Annotated in this window: 11 protein-coding genes and 1 other RNA gene; 3 read left to right on the forward strand and 9 right to left on the reverse strand. The window is 70.1% G+C overall.

The features are described from left to right. Positions 1 to 74 precede the first annotated feature (74 nt). From MSPGM_RS24020 to ligA, 7 genes are all read right to left on the reverse strand, one after another. Positions 75 to 1,538 (reverse strand): UDP-N-acetylmuramoylalanyl-D-glutamyl-2,6-diaminopimelate--D-alanyl-D-alanine ligase, encoded by a 1,464-nt coding sequence (locus MSPGM_RS24020; RefSeq protein ID WP_003603656.1) that lies wholly within the window; start codon positions 1,536 to 1,538, stop codon positions 75 to 77. Continuing rightward, a complete protein-coding gene (locus MSPGM_RS24025) occupies positions 1,535 to 3,013 on the reverse strand; it encodes a UDP-N-acetylmuramoyl-L-alanyl-D-glutamate--2,6-diaminopimelate ligase (RefSeq protein WP_261926034.1) in 1,479 nt (492 codons plus the stop codon). The genes MSPGM_RS24020 and MSPGM_RS24025 overlap by 4 nt, the downstream gene beginning before the upstream one ends. 59 nt (positions 3,014 to 3,072) lie before the next feature. Further along, a complete protein-coding gene (locus tag MSPGM_RS24030) occupies positions 3,073 to 4,950 on the reverse strand; it encodes a peptidoglycan D,D-transpeptidase FtsI family protein (RefSeq protein WP_003602232.1) in 1,878 nt (625 codons plus the stop codon). 7 nt (positions 4,951 to 4,957) lie between these two features. Continuing rightward, on the reverse strand, positions 4,958 to 5,389 hold the full coding sequence (locus MSPGM_RS24035) for a hypothetical protein (RefSeq protein ID WP_003602234.1): 432 nt from the start codon (positions 5,387 to 5,389) through the stop codon (positions 4,958 to 4,960). Then, entirely contained in the window at positions 5,386 to 6,441 is a 1,056-nt protein-coding gene (rsmH, locus tag MSPGM_RS24040) for a 16S rRNA (cytosine(1402)-N(4))-methyltransferase RsmH (protein WP_043707481.1), read from the reverse strand. The genes MSPGM_RS24035 and rsmH overlap by 4 nt, the downstream gene beginning before the upstream one ends. Before the next feature lie 450 nt (positions 6,442 to 6,891). After that, positions 6,892 to 7,297: RNase P RNA component class A (gene rnpB / locus MSPGM_RS24045), an RNA gene on the reverse strand. A 54-nt stretch (positions 7,298 to 7,351) separates the two neighbouring features. Beyond that, positions 7,352 to 9,796 (reverse strand): NAD-dependent DNA ligase LigA, encoded by a 2,445-nt coding sequence (ligA, locus tag MSPGM_RS24050; protein ID WP_003602238.1) that lies wholly within the window; start codon positions 9,794 to 9,796, stop codon positions 7,352 to 7,354. A gap of 117 nt (positions 9,797 to 9,913) precedes the next feature. Between ligA and MSPGM_RS24055 the strand changes: the two genes are divergently transcribed. The 3 genes from MSPGM_RS24055 to MSPGM_RS24065 all read left to right on the forward strand — a co-directional run bounded on the left by MSPGM_RS24055 (position 9,914) and on the right by MSPGM_RS24065 (position 11,854). Beyond that, the gene (locus MSPGM_RS24055; protein ID WP_003602239.1) at positions 9,914 to 10,234 is read left to right on the forward strand and encodes a hypothetical protein; all 321 of its coding nucleotides are present in this window, start codon (positions 9,914 to 9,916) and stop codon (positions 10,232 to 10,234) included. After that, positions 10,207 to 10,764, forward strand: a complete 558-nt coding sequence (locus MSPGM_RS24060) for a Uma2 family endonuclease (protein WP_003602241.1) — start codon at positions 10,207 to 10,209, stop codon at positions 10,762 to 10,764. The genes MSPGM_RS24055 and MSPGM_RS24060 overlap by 28 nt, the downstream gene beginning before the upstream one ends. Positions 10,765 to 10,840: 76 nt before the next feature. Beyond that, the gene (locus MSPGM_RS24065) at positions 10,841 to 11,854 is read left to right on the forward strand and encodes an adenosine kinase (protein ID WP_003602243.1); all 1,014 of its coding nucleotides are present in this window, start codon (positions 10,841 to 10,843) and stop codon (positions 11,852 to 11,854) included. A 52-nt stretch (positions 11,855 to 11,906) separates the two neighbouring features. Here the strand turns inward: MSPGM_RS24065 and MSPGM_RS24070 are convergent, their stop codons facing one another. Both MSPGM_RS24070 and MSPGM_RS24075 read right to left on the reverse strand, forming a co-directional pair. Beyond that, complete coding sequence (locus MSPGM_RS24070; protein ID WP_261926035.1) at positions 11,907 to 12,329, reverse strand: FKBP-type peptidyl-prolyl cis-trans isomerase; 423 nt, start codon at positions 12,327 to 12,329, stop codon at positions 11,907 to 11,909. A gap of 67 nt (positions 12,330 to 12,396) precedes the next feature. Then, positions 12,397 to 12,864: a hypothetical protein gene (locus MSPGM_RS24075; protein WP_015857599.1), complete on the reverse strand. Its 468-nt coding sequence runs from the start codon at positions 12,862 to 12,864 to the stop codon at positions 12,397 to 12,399. Positions 12,865 to 13,033: the final 169 nt, after the last annotated feature.

Raw genomic sequence — 13,033 nt, forward strand, 5'->3', positions numbered from 1 at the left:
GAAACGCCCGGCACGGCGTTGCGCGCGGCCGGATGGAACGGCCGGGCGTGAGGGCCTGGCCGATGGAGTGAAGCTTAGCGAACCGCGTTCAGCGAGGCTTCGCGCGGGTCCGGCGCGACCGCGTAGCGGGCTTTCACCGCTTCGACAATGCGGACCATGCGCATGGAGTTGGAGCCCTTGACCATCACGGCATCGCCCGACCGCAGGGTCGCGAGGACGGCATCGGTGACTCCCTCGGCGGTCGGCGCGGCCGTCCCCCGCACCGGCATCGGCAGCGCCTCGAACAGGTGCGCCATCAGCGGGCCGACGGCGAAGACGAGGTCGATGCCGTTCGCGGCGACCGCGTCCGCCAGTTCGCGGTGCAGCGCTTCACCCGCCGCGCCGAGCTCCTTCATGTCGCCGAGCACGGCGATGCGCCGGCCCTTGGCGCCGGTGTCGATGCCGGCAAGCGTCGACAGCGCCGCGCGGATCGAGGCGGGGTTGGCGTTGTAGCTCTCGTCGACGAGGAAGGCCTCGCCGTCCCCGATCCGAAGCGCCGTGCGCTCGCCGCGCCCGACCGGCGGCTTGAGGCTTGCCAGCGACAGGGCGGCGCGGGCGAGGTCGGCGCCGAGCGCGTGGATGCAGGCGAGCACGCCGAGCGAGTTCATTGCGACGTGCCGGCCCGGCGTGCCGAGCTGGTAGGTCACGGGAACGCCCATCACGGTGGCATCGACCACCGACACGTCGGGGCGGGTCAGGATGCGGTGGGCGCACACATCCGCCGCCGCGTGCTCGCCGAAGGTGATGACGCGCCCCGCCCGCGAGGCCTGCGCGTGGGCGAGCAGGCGCTCGTAGTTCGGGTTGTCGCGGTTGATCACCGCGACGCCGCCGGGCTTGAGCCCGGAAAAAATCTCGCCCTTGGCGTCGGCGATGGCCGAGAGCGAACGGAAATGCTCGATATGCACCGGCTCAACCGTGGTGATCAGCGCCACGTCCGGCCGCACCATCGCGGTCAGCGGCAGGATCTCGGCGCCGTGGTTCATGCCGATCTCGAACACGCCGAAGCGGGTGTCTTCCAGCATCCGCGTCAGCGTCAGCGGCACGCCCCAATGGTTGTTGTAGGAGGCGACCGAGGCGTGCGTGGCGCCTTGCGCCGAGAGCACGTGGCGCAGGGCTTCCTTGGTACCGGTCTTGCCGACGGAGCCGGTCACCGCGACGATCGCCGCCCCGGTGCGGGCGCGCGCGGCCAGACCGAGACGACGCATCGCGTCCAGAACCGGATCGTCGCCCTCACCCGGCACGGCCAGCACCGGGCCGGCGCCCTCGAATTCCTTCGCACGGGCTTCCGCGACCACCGCCGCGCCGGCGCCCTTCTCCAGGGCGGCGCGCACGAAGTCGTGCCCGTCGCGCGCCTCGCCGCGGATGGCGAAGAACAGGTCGCCGGGTTCCAGGCTGCGGGTGTCGATCGAGGCGCCGGTGACGGCACGCGGCGCGCCGATCAGGCGCCCGCCGGTGGCCGCTTCCAGGGCGGCGGGGGTCCAGAGGGGGGCGTCGCTCATCCGTTCAACTCCGCGATCGCGGCGCGCAGGGTGTCGTGATCCGAGAAGGGGAGCACGCGTGGCCCGACGATCTGGCCGGTTTCATGTCCTTTGCCGGCCACCACCAGCACGTCGCCGGCCCGCAGATCCCGCACGGCCGCGCGGATCGCCTCGGCCCGGTCGCCGATCTCCTCCGCCCCTGGTGCCGCGGCGAGGATCGCGGCGCGAATGGCGGCAGGCTCCTCGTTACGGGGATTGTCGTCGGTGACGATGACCCGGTCGGCGAGGCGTTCGGCGATGGCGCCCATGATCGGCCGCTTGCCGGCGTCGCGATTGCCGCCGCAGCCGAACACGACGACGAGGCGCCCGCTGGCGAAGGGGCGGAGCGCGCTCAAGACATGCTCCAGGGCTTCCGGCTTGTGGGCGTAATCGACGAGGCACAAGCCCCCGTTCGCTTCGCCGATCCGCTCCATGCGGCCCGGCACGCCGGTGAGCCCTTCGAGCGCTGCGAAGACGCCGGCCGGATCAGCCTGACCCGCGGGCGTCGCCAGGGCGAGACCCGCTGCGACCAGGGCGTTCTCGACCTGGAAGCCACCGACCAGCGGCAGGCGCACGCGATAGTCCTTGCCTGCGTGGGCGAGCGTCAGGCTCTGCGCGAAACCCTCCGTCCCGGCCTCGACGAGGCGGATGAAGTCGCCGCCGCGCCCCGTGGTGCGGATAGCGTGGCCGGCGGCGTCGGCCACGCCGATGACGCGCTCGGCATAGGCGCCGTCCGCATTGACGATGGCCGGACAGCCCTTCGGCAGCAGCGTCGTGAACAGGCGGAGCTTGGCGTCGAGATAGTCCTCGATGGTGGGGTGATAATCGAGGTGGTCGCGGCCGAGATTGGTGAAGGCGGCCGCCGTCAGCTCCACCCCGTCGAGGCGGCGCTGCTCGATGCCGTGCGAGGAGGCCTCCATGGCCAGATCGGTGATGCCCTCGTCCACCAGCCGTGCCAGGGTCTCGTGCAGCGTGACGGGGTCGGGGGTCGTCAACGAGCCGTATTCCGCGCCCCGGTTGGTGACGATGCCGACGGTGCCGAGGCTCGCCGATTCCTGGCCGAGGCGCGACAGGATCTGCCGCACGAAATCGGCGACCGAGCTTTTGCCGCTGGTGCCGGTGACCGCGACCACCGTCTCCGGCTGGCGCCCGGAGAGGCCGGCGGCGGCGAGCGCCAGCGCCCGGCGGGCATCCGCGACCTCGATCCAGGCCGTCGCCTCGGGCAGATCTGCTGGGCGCGTCCCCTCACCGGCCACGGCGACCGCGCCGGCCGCTGCCGCGGCGGCGGCGAAAAGCCGGCCGTCGGCGGCGGTACCGGGTACCGCTACGAACACGCCGCCGGGCACGACCTTACGGCTGTCGGCGGTCAGCCCGGCAACGGGGCGGCCGGCGATGGCCGGGTCGGCTTCCGGGAACAGGTCGCCGAGAGTCCGGTCGTCAGGCGTCGGCTGGCTCATCGGCAAAACAATCCTCGGAAGCGTCCATGCGGGTCAGGCCGACGGGGTACAGGCTGCCGTCACTGCCCGTCCACCATGGTCGCATGGTAGGCGCCGAGCTTCACCATCAGCGGGAACGGCTTCACCGGCGGATCGAAGCGCGGTGCCAGCCCGAGGATCGGCGCGGCCCGCTCGATGATCTTGCCCGTGACCGTGCCGGAATTGTAGGCGGCCGTGGCGTAGCCGCCGGTCTCGGGCAGGCCCTGCGGCTCGTCCATGATCGTCAGGAACAGGTATTTCGGCTTGTCCATGGGCGCCGCCGCCATGAAGGTCGTGAACAGGCGGTTCTTGGCGTAGCGCCCGTTGATGACCTTCTCGGCCGTGCCGGTCTTGCCGCCGACGTAGTAGAGCGGGATCGACGCCTTCTTGGCCGAGCCCTCGACCGCGTTGAGGCGCATGATGAAGCGCATCGCCTCGCTGGCCTCCGGCTTCATCACGTGGCTGGCCTTGCCCCGCGCGGTCGGCTCGTCGGTCTTCAGGAAGGTCGGCGTCATCAGGTCGCCGCCGTTGATGATCGCCGCCACCGCCGCCGCCGCCTGGATCGGCGCCACCGCGATGCCGTGGCCGAAGGCGATGGTGATGGTGTTGATCTCGGCCCAGCGCGGCGGAAGGATCGGCGAAGCCGATTCCGGCAGCTCGGTCCGCATCCGGTCGAGCAGGCCCATCTTCTTGAGGAAGGCGCGGTGGCCGGGCACGCCGACGCCGAGAGCCATCTTGGCCGAGCCGATGTTGGAGGAGTGGGTGAACACCTCCGGCATCGTCAGCACGCGGCCGGTGGCGTGGTAGTCGTGGATCTTCTGCCGGCCCCAGTGCAGCACGCCGCCGCGGGTGTCGAAGGTGGAGTTGACGTTGTACTTGCCGGAATCGAGCGCCATGGCGAGCGTCATCGCCTTGAAGGTCGAGCCCATCTCGTAGACGCCGACATTCATCCGGTTGATGCGGTCGTCCGAGAGCGCGTCCTTCGGCTCGTTGGGGTCAAAATCCGGATAGGAGGCGAGCGCGACGACCTCGCCGGTGGTCACGTCGAGGATCATCGAGGCGCCGGCCTTGGCCTTGAACTTCTCCACGCCCTTCACGAGCTCGTCGCGCAGGGCGAACTGGGCGCGCAGGTCAAGGGAGAGCTGGATCGGCGAGAGGTCGGTCTGCTTGGCCACGAGGCCGAATTCGTTGAGCGCCTTGTTGCCGCGGTTGTCGATGTACTTCTCGATGCCGGCGATGCCGATATTGTCGAGGTTCGTCGCGCCGATGACATGCGCGGCCGCGACCCCGTTCGGGTAGACGCGCTTGTGGTCGGGCAGGAAGCCGACGCCGGGGATGCCGAGGCGGTGGACTTCGAGCTGCTGCTTCGGCGTGATCTCGCGCTTGATCCAGACGAAGCCCTTCTTCGAGGACAGCTTGGCGCGCAGCTCCGCCGCGTTCAGCTCGGGCAGCACCGCGGTCAGCAGTTCGACCGCCTCATCGGTGTCGAAGGTGCGCACCATCCGCTTCGGTTCGGCGAAGACCGAGACGGTGCGGATGTCGGTGGCCAGGATCTCGCCGTTGCGGTCGATGATATCGGGGCGGATCGCGGTGGTGGCGGCCGCCGCCACCCGGTGCTCGTCGCTGTTGCTCGCGGGCGTCGCCGCCATCACGATCAGCCGCACGCTGATGGTGACGAACACCGCCGTGAAGGCGAGGCCGACCAGGGCCACGCGGGCATGCGAGCGCTCGATGGCGAGACGGAACATGATCCGGGTGAGCCGCGTCAGCGCCGAGACCGGAGGCTCGCTCCGCACCACCCGGTCCGCGCCCGGCTCCGGCACGGGGGCATCGGCCGCGAGCGCGTCCGGCTGCTCGTGCTGCAGGCCCTGCGACGGACCTTCCTGCGACGGATCTTCCTGGGAAGGATCGTGGGACACGGGGACGCTACCTCGAAACCGCGGGCGGGCGGGTGGAGACGGTGCGGGTGGTGACGGAGCCGGTGGTGCGCGGCTCGTCGCGGGCGCTCCCCGGCTTGTCCGTCGGGGTCACGGTCGGGGTCGCCGTGGAGGCGAGCAGGCGGCCGATCTCATCGCCGCGGTCGGGCCGGTTCGGCAGATCGGAGAGCCGGGCGAGATGCCCGTTGCCGATCGGCTCGAGGGTGAGATGCCGCTCGACCGCCGCCTGGAGCCGGTCCGGGCGGGTCAGGAGCTGCCACTCGGCGCGCAGCACGGCGATGGCCTGCCGCTCCTTGTGCAGGCCGGTCTTCAGCTTGGAGACCTGACCCGCCTGATAGAGCGTGTCGTACTTGATCGAGTAGGCGTAGACCGCCGAGCAGATCAGCCCGACGATCGCCAGCACGTTGAGAAGCCGGATCACCGCCGTGGCCCCCGTCCCTGTGGAGCCGGCAGGCTCGCCAGCGTTTCGATGGCGCTCAGCGGCGGCGGCGCGGGCGCGTCGGTCCGCTCGCCGGCGCGCAGCTTGGCCGAACGCGACCGCGGGTTCACGTCCGTCTCCGCCTCGGAGGGCAGCACCGGACCCTTGGTCACCAGCTTGAAGCTCTTGGGGGCCGGCCGCTCCACGCCCGGGACGTGCCGGGAGGCCTGCGCCGCCCGGCCGCTGCGGGCCGAGAAGAACTGCTTGACGATGCGGTCTTCCAGCGAATGGAACGTCACCACCGCGAGTCGGCCGCCGGGCTTGAGCACCCGCTCGGCGGCGTGCAGGCCGCGCACCAATTCGCCGAGTTCGTCGTTCACCGCGATCCGCAGGCCCTGGAAGCTGCGGGTCGCCGGATGGATCGGGCTGCCGGGCTCGGGCCGCACCACGCCGGCCACGAGGTCGGCGAGCTGCGCCGTGGTCTCGATCGGGGCGCGGCGCCGCGCCTCGACGATGGCGCGCGCCACCGCCCGCGAGCGGCGCTCCTCGCCGAAATGGTAGAGGATGTCGGCGAGCGTGGTTTCCTCCTCGCCGTTCACGAGGTCGGCCGCCGAGGGGCCCTCCCCGCCCATGCGCATGTCGAGCGGCCCGTCCTGCCGGAACGAGAAGCCGCGCTGCGCCTCATCGATCTGCATTGAGGACACGCCGATATCGAGCACGATCCAATCGGCCTGCGCCTCGTCCTGATCCGCGATGAGCGTGTCGAGATCGCCGAAGCGGCCCTGGACCAGCCGCAGGCGGCCCCCGGAGGCAGTCACGAGGTCCGCTCCGCCCCGGATCGCGGTGGGATCGCGATCGATGGCGATCACGCGCACCTCCGGCCCGGCCTCGAGCAGCGCGCGGGTGTAGCCGCCCGCTCCGAAGGTGCCGTCCACGGCCAGGCCCGGCCGGTCGAGGGAGAGCGCGGCGAGAACCTCGGCGAGCAGGACGGGAACGTGGCGAGCCTGCTCGCCCTTCGGCAGCTCGGCTCTGGCCGTGCGCGGCGCCCGGCTCATCGGCATCGCCCCACGGTGCTCTCGCGGAATCCGTAGAGAGCTCGGGCGCCACCCGGCGGGGGATGCATCATGGGAGCCTGCTGAATGGACGGACCGCAGGGCGGCCCGAGAAGTGGCGACGCCGATCCGCGAGCGGCTCCGGCCATGCGCGCGCAGTCCCGCGAGGCAACCTGGGCGAGTGTTGGCCGATCCAGAACAGGGCGTCAACGGGATGGCGCGGGGTAACATGGGCCCTCGAAACGCGTCAACGAGCTTGACCATGCAGGCAGCTCTGATCTGACCGCATCAAGGTTAACCGAGCGTCAATGACCGGGATGTTTTCTTGAGGTTTACCAAGCCAAGCGATGGCAACTCTCGCCGCTGGCGCCGGATGCGCTGTGGCCGAATTCACGAAACTCGGGAAGCACTTGCCCCGACGGACGCGGGACCGCACGCGTCGGCCGGATCGGGTGGATCAGCCGGCCTGTAAGCCGGGTTCTGTAGGGCCCGTGAGATGAACTCACGGACGTGGCAGCCATTCCTCTGGGACGTCCGTTACCGGCCGCCTCGAGCAACCAACCCGGGCGACGAGCCTGGAGAGAGGGCCTGCCCTCCCCTCGCGGAGAAGGCGTGTCGCCCCTATTCGGTTTTGCTCCCGGTGGGGTTTGCCGTGCCGTCCGCGTTGCCGCGTCCGCGGTGCGCTCTTACCGCACCCTTTCACCCTGACCTTGCGAAGGACAAGCCTTCCGCAAGGCGGTCTGCTCTCTGTGGCACTGTCCCTGGGGTCGCCCCCGCCGGAGGTTATCCGGCACCGCCTCTCCATGGAGCCCGGACTTTCCTCCCCGTCTGACGACGGAGCGGCTGCCCGGCCGGCTGATCCGGGGCACGGATTGCGCCGTGGGGGGCGCGGGGTCAAGGCTCGGGGGAAACTTTACGCCTCCGCCAGCATCGCCAGCCAATCGTCCTCCGAGACCACCTTCACCCCGTGCTTCTCGGCGTCCTTGAGCTTCGAGCCGGCGCCGGGGCCGGCAACCACGAGGTCGGTCTTGGCCGAGACCGAGCCGGAGACCTTGGCGCCCAGGCGCTCGGCGGTGGCTTTGGCCTCGCTGCGGGTCATCTTTTCGAGGGAGCCGGTGAACACCACCGTCTTGCCGGCAAACGCCGCCGCCGAGGTCGTGGTGGCCAGCGGTTCGGTTCCCACCTCTTCGAGCAGCGCCCGCACCGCCGCGTCGTTGTGCGGCTCAGAGAAGAACTGGATCAGTGAATCCGTCGCCACGGGGCCGATCTCGCCATCGTCGGCGAACAGCCGGTAGGCGTCGCCGGGCCGCTGCGAGGCAGCCCGCTCCAGCGCCGCGTCGGCCTCCGCCTCGCTGCCGTAATGAGCCAGCACCGCCTCGCGCTGGGACGGCGTGAGCCGTCCGCGCAGGCGGGCGCCGAGGCTCAGATCCTGCATCGCCTCGCCGGGCAGCGGATCGAGGGTGTCGAACAGCCGGTCGCGGGTGCCGGGCCCGATCCGCGGGAGCGCCGAGAGTTCGAGCCAGTCCTGACCGGCCTGCTCCCGCGTCGCCGCTGCGAGGGCCGCCATCAGGGCGGGCATGTCAGGAAAGCGCTTGGCCAGCGCCTTGGCCGTCGATTCGCCGATCTGCGGGATGCCGAGGGCGAACAGGAAGCGGTTGAGCGGGATCGTTCGGCGGGCGTCGAGCGAGGCGAGCAGGTTCTTGATCGCCTTGTCCTCCTCCTCGCCCTTCTTCTTCGTCGGCTTCTTCGGCGCCGGCTCGCCCTCGGCACGGCGCTGGGCGGACAGCGCTTCGCGCCGGGCGACGATGGCCGCCTTCAGAGGCTCGAACTCCAGGCGGAACAGGTCGGCGGGCTGCTTCACGAGGCCGGCCTCGAACAGCACCTCGATATAAGTCTGGCCGAAGCCTTCGAGGTCGAAGCCGTTGCGCGAGACGAAGTGCTTCAGCCGCTCCACGCCCTGCGCCGGGCAGATCAGCCCGCCGGTGCAACGGCGGATCGCGTCGAGTTTTTTCGTACGCGGGTTGAGTTCACGCACGGCCCGGCTGCCGCAGGCCGGGCAGGTATCCGGGAACACGTAGGGCACCGCATCTGCCGGGCGCTTGTCGATCACCACATCCCGCACCTTCGGGATGACGTCGCCGGCGCGCACCACGATCACGGTGTCGCCGACGCGGATGTCGCGACCCTCGCGGATCGGCTCGCCGTCGGCGCCGACGCCCTGGACGTAACCCTCGTTGTGCAGCGTCGCATTCGACACCACCACGCCGCCGACGGTGACGGGCTTGAGGCGCGCCAGCGGGTTGAGCGAGCCGGTGCGGCCGACATTGATGTCGATGGCGAGAAGTTCGGTGATCGCCTCTTGCGCCGCGAATTTGTGCGCCAGCGCCCAGCGCGGCGCGCGGCTGACGAAGCCGAGCCGCCGCTGGAAGCCGAGGTCGTCGACCTTGTAGACGACGCCGTCGATGTCGTAGCCGAGACCCGCCCGCTCCGCCTCGATGGTGCGGTAATGCGCGATCATCTCTTCGGCCGAGCGGCACAGCTTGGTCCGCGGGTTCACCGGCAAGCCCCAGCCGCGGAACCGCTCCAGCACCGCCGATTGCGTGTCGGTGAAGGGCTCGGAGACCTCACCCCAGGCATAGGCGAAGAAGCGCAAGGGCCGTGAGGCGGTGATCGCCGGATCGAGCTGGCGCAGCGAGCCGGCCGCGGCGTTGCGCGGGTTGGCGAAGAGCGGCTTGCCCGCCGCCTCCTGGCGCGCGTTGATGGCCGCGAAATCCTCGTGCGACAGGTAGACTTCGCCGCGCACCTCCAGCACCTCGGGGATGTTTTCGCCGGAGAGCGTTTCCGGGATGTCGTCCACCGTCAGCGCGTTGGCGGTGACGTTCTCGCCGACCTCGCCGTCGCCCCGCGTCGCCGCGGTGACGAGCCGGCCCGCCTCGTAACGCAGCGACAGCGACAGCCCGTCGATCTTCGGCTCGGCGGTGAAGGCGACCGCCTCCTCGGCCGGCAGGTTGAGAAAGCGGCGCACGCGGGCCACGAACTCGTCCACGTCCTCGTCAGCGAAGGCGTTGCCGAGCGAGAGCATCGGCACCGCGTGCCGGACCTTGGCGAACTTTTCCGAAGGCTTGGCGCCGACGCCCGCGCTCGCCTCGGTGGTGCCGGTCAGCGCGGGGAAGCGCGCTTCGATCGCCTCCAGCTCCTGGCGCAGGGCGTCGTATTCGGCGTCGGTGAGTTCGGGCGCGTCCTCGTTGTAGTAGAGCTGGTTCGCCCGCTCGATCGCCCTCGATAGCTCGGCATGGCGCGCCTGGGCGGCATCCTCGCTCAAGGCTTCGACGGCGGCGGAAAGGGGCGTGCTCGGCATGGGCCGCGTTCTAACCGATCTCGCGCGACGGTGCGTTAACGCTGGTGCCGGCAACGTCCCCATTCCCGCCACAACTCGACGGGCAGAACCCTCGCGACGACGGCTCGGGGACGGATCATGGCAGGACGCATCATCACGGCACTGGCGCTGGCCGGCCTCGCGGGCCCGGCGCTGGCCGCCCCCTGCGCCCCGCCGATGCCCCCGCCGGCGGAGGCGCGGCCGGAAAAGCCGAAGCTCCCGGAAAAACCCGCCTGCCTCGACAAGAAGGACGGCTGCCCCGGCTGGGAGGCCTACAGCTACAACGACGCGATCAAGGCCTACAACGCCCAGGCCCAGGCTTTCCAATCAGTCGCAGGGGCTTACGTCCAGAAGCTCAACGCCTACGTCAAGGCGAGTTCGGACTACGCGCAATGCGAGGTGAAGGCGTTGCAGCAGTGACGACCGTTACTGAGTTCATCGACTGGGCCGAAGGACGGCCTGGGCGCTACGAACTCGTAGATGGTGAGATCGTATCGAGGCCGTATCAATGCGTTCGGCATGTCGAAACGAAGTTTGCTGCCCAGATCGCCTTGTCCGAAGCGCTTCGCGTGATCCCTCTTTCCTGCGAGATGCTGCCCGGCGGTCTCTGCGTTCCGATCGACACCCAAACCGCCTTTGAACCCGATGCCCTCGTCTATTGCGGGGAACGCCTCGCTCCGGATGCGATCACCGTCCCGGAGCCCATCATCGTCATCGAAGTCATCTCCCCGAGCACGAAACAGGTCGATATCGGTGCCAAGCTCCTTGGCTACTTCCGCCTTCCGAGCCTGCAGCACTACCTCATCCTCGACACCGAGCGGCGCACGGTGATCCATCACCGCCGCAGCACGGGCGACCTGATCGAGACGCGCATCGCCGCCTCGGGCGATCTCTCGCTCGATCCGCCCGGCCTCACGCTCGCCGTAGCGAGCCTGTTCGCGGAACCTTGAGGCGGCCTTTGCTTGACGCTTGCCGAGCGGGGTGCGACAGGCCCGGCCCATCTGTCACGCGAGACCGGACGGCCCGATGTCCCAATCCCTCGACCTCCTCGTCCTCGGCAACGCCATCGTCGATCTCATCGCCCATGCCGAGGAGGATTTCCTCGTTAAGCAGGGCGTCACGAAGGGCGCGATGCAGCTCGTCGACGAGCCGCGGGCCGAGAACCTCTTCGAGGTGATGGGTCCGGCGACCGTCGTCTCCGGCGGCTCGGGCGCCAACACCGCCGTTGGTGCGGCCTTGCTCGGCGCCAAGACCGGCTTCGTCGGGAAGGTGCACGAGGACGAACTCGGTCGGCTGTTCAGCCATGACCTGAAGGCCACGGGCGTGCGCTTCGACGTGCCACCGGCGACCGAAGGGCCGACCACCGCCCGCTGCTTCATCCTGGTGACGCCCGACGGCGAGCGCACCATGAACACCTATCTCGGCGCCTGCCAGGGCCTCTCCCCGGACGACGTGGACGAGGCGACCGTGCGCTCGGCCCGCGTCACCTATCTCGAAGGCTATCTGTGGGATCCGCCGGCCGCCAAGGACGCGTTCCGCAAGGCGGTGAAGGTCGCCCATTCAGCCGGTAACGCCGTAGCGCTGACTCTGTCGGACGCGTTCTGCGTCGGTCGCTACCGTGAGGAATTCCTCGAGCTGATCCGCAACGGCAGCATCGACATCCTGTTCGCCAATATCGGCGAGTTGCAGAGCCTCTACCAGACCGACGATCCGGACGCCGCCGTCGCGGCCCTGCGCGAGGAGCGCGGCGGGCAGGGCACGCACCTGCTCGGCCTCGTCACCCGCTCGTCCCAGGGCGCGCTGGTGGTGCGCGGCGGCGAGGTGCGGGCGGTGGATGCCTTCCCGGTGCGCGAGGTGATCGACACCACCGGGGCCGGCGACCTGTTCGCGGCGGGCTTCCTCGCGGGCTACACCCGCGGCATCGACTACGTGTCGTCGGCTCGTCTCGGCGCGCTCGCGGCGGCCGAGGTCATCGAGCATATCGGTGCCCGGCCGCAGCGCGATCTGCTGGCGCTGGCGCGCGAGCACAAGCTCATCTGAGGCTTTCGCCCACGGGATCCGGCGCCCGCAGAGGCGCCGGAGAAGTTCGCGATCAGCGCGAGCCGATCAGCTCGACGTCGAAGATCAGCGTGGCGTTCGGCGGGATCACGCCGCCGGCGCCGCGGGCGCCGTAGCCGAGATCCGGCGGGATCGTCAGGATGCGGCGGCCGCCGGCCTTCATCGTGGCGACGCCCTCATCCCAGCCGCGGATCACCTGGCCCGCGCCGATGGTGAACGAGAAGGGCTGGCCGCGATCACGCGACGAATCGAACTTCTTGCCCCGCTTGCCGCCGCCCTCGTCGAGCCAGCCGGTATAGTGGACGGTGACCTGCTGGCCGGACTTCGGCTCGGGGCCGGTGCCGACCACTTCATCGGTGTAGCTGAGGCCCGAGGGCAGCGTGACGGGCTGGGCGGCGGAAGTGGCACTGGTCATGGCGAGGGCGATGGCTCCGGCTAGGGGAAGGATCGAGCGCATGAATCTCGTCTCGGGGCGTCGTCGCTGACGACGGGGCGCGCGGGTTAGCACGCGCCCGGCCACAAGGCTAATAACGGGCCCGGATGGCACCGCGCTCCATCGCCGGGCAGGCGCCGGCCTGCGGACCGACCACGAGGTCGCCCTGGCGCGGATTGTTGAGGGCGAGCGGCCCCGTATCCTTCCGGCCGATGAAGCCGCCGCCGAGCTGCTCCTCGAAGAAGCCGTCGCCGAAGCGGATGTAGCAGCGGTCGATGATCGCCACCGTGTCGTAGCTCGCCCGGTAGGCGGCCTGCTCCGGCAGGGCGCCCGGGCCGCAGGTCAACGCCACGTCGATGCGTCCGGAGTGATGGTACTGGATCGTCTGCGAGCGGTGCGGCCGCACCGCCACCCAGGGGCCGCCGTCGCGGCTGACGAGGGCGACGTAGCCGGATTTGTTGATGATGCGGCGGGCGCAGGACGCCTCCGCCGGAGCGATGCTCGCTGCCGTCACGGCGAGGGCCGCCGCCAGTCCCAGTGCCGTGCTCAACCCGCGCATCGATCCCTCCGCTCCACAGGGCCGAAAGGGAGACATTCCGACGGCCACGCTTTCGCCGACAACCGGGAGCCGGCCCGCGCGTTCCATCGCGCGCGTCGAACACCCCCGCTGTTTCCCGCACGCTCAGCAAATCGCATTCAAAACCGGTTGCCTCGCCGGCAATCGAGTC

Source organism: Methylorubrum sp. GM97 (assembly GCF_024347855.1).
GTDB lineage: Bacteria > Pseudomonadota > Alphaproteobacteria > Rhizobiales > Beijerinckiaceae > Methylobacterium > Methylobacterium extorquens.

Bases quoted from the DNA above. Each gene is read 5' to 3' on its own strand.
- ligA (WP_003602238.1), bottom strand. From the start codon at position 9,796: ATGCCGAGCACGCCCCTTTCCGCCGCCGTCGAAGCCTTGAGCGAGGAT.
- MSPGM_RS24025 (WP_261926034.1), bottom strand. From the start codon at position 3,013: ATGAGCCAGCCGACGCCTGACGACCGGACTCTCGGCGACCTGTTCCCG.
- MSPGM_RS24075 (WP_015857599.1), bottom strand. From the start codon at position 12,864: ATGCGCGGGTTGAGCACGGCACTGGGACTGGCGGCGGCCCTCGCCGTG.
- MSPGM_RS24070 (WP_261926035.1), bottom strand. From the start codon at position 12,329: ATGCGCTCGATCCTTCCCCTAGCCGGAGCCATCGCCCTCGCCATGACC.
- MSPGM_RS24060 (WP_003602241.1), top strand. From the start codon at position 10,207: ATGCGAGGTGAAGGCGTTGCAGCAGTGACGACCGTTACTGAGTTCATC.
- MSPGM_RS24055 (WP_003602239.1), top strand. From the start codon at position 9,914: ATGGCAGGACGCATCATCACGGCACTGGCGCTGGCCGGCCTCGCGGGC.
- MSPGM_RS24065 (WP_003602243.1), top strand. From the start codon at position 10,841: ATGTCCCAATCCCTCGACCTCCTCGTCCTCGGCAACGCCATCGTCGAT.
- rsmH (WP_043707481.1), bottom strand. From the start codon at position 6,441: ATGAGCCGGGCGCCGCGCACGGCCAGAGCCGAGCTGCCGAAGGGCGAG.
- MSPGM_RS24020 (WP_003603656.1), bottom strand. From the start codon at position 1,538: ATGAGCGACGCCCCCCTCTGGACCCCCGCCGCCCTGGAAGCGGCCACC.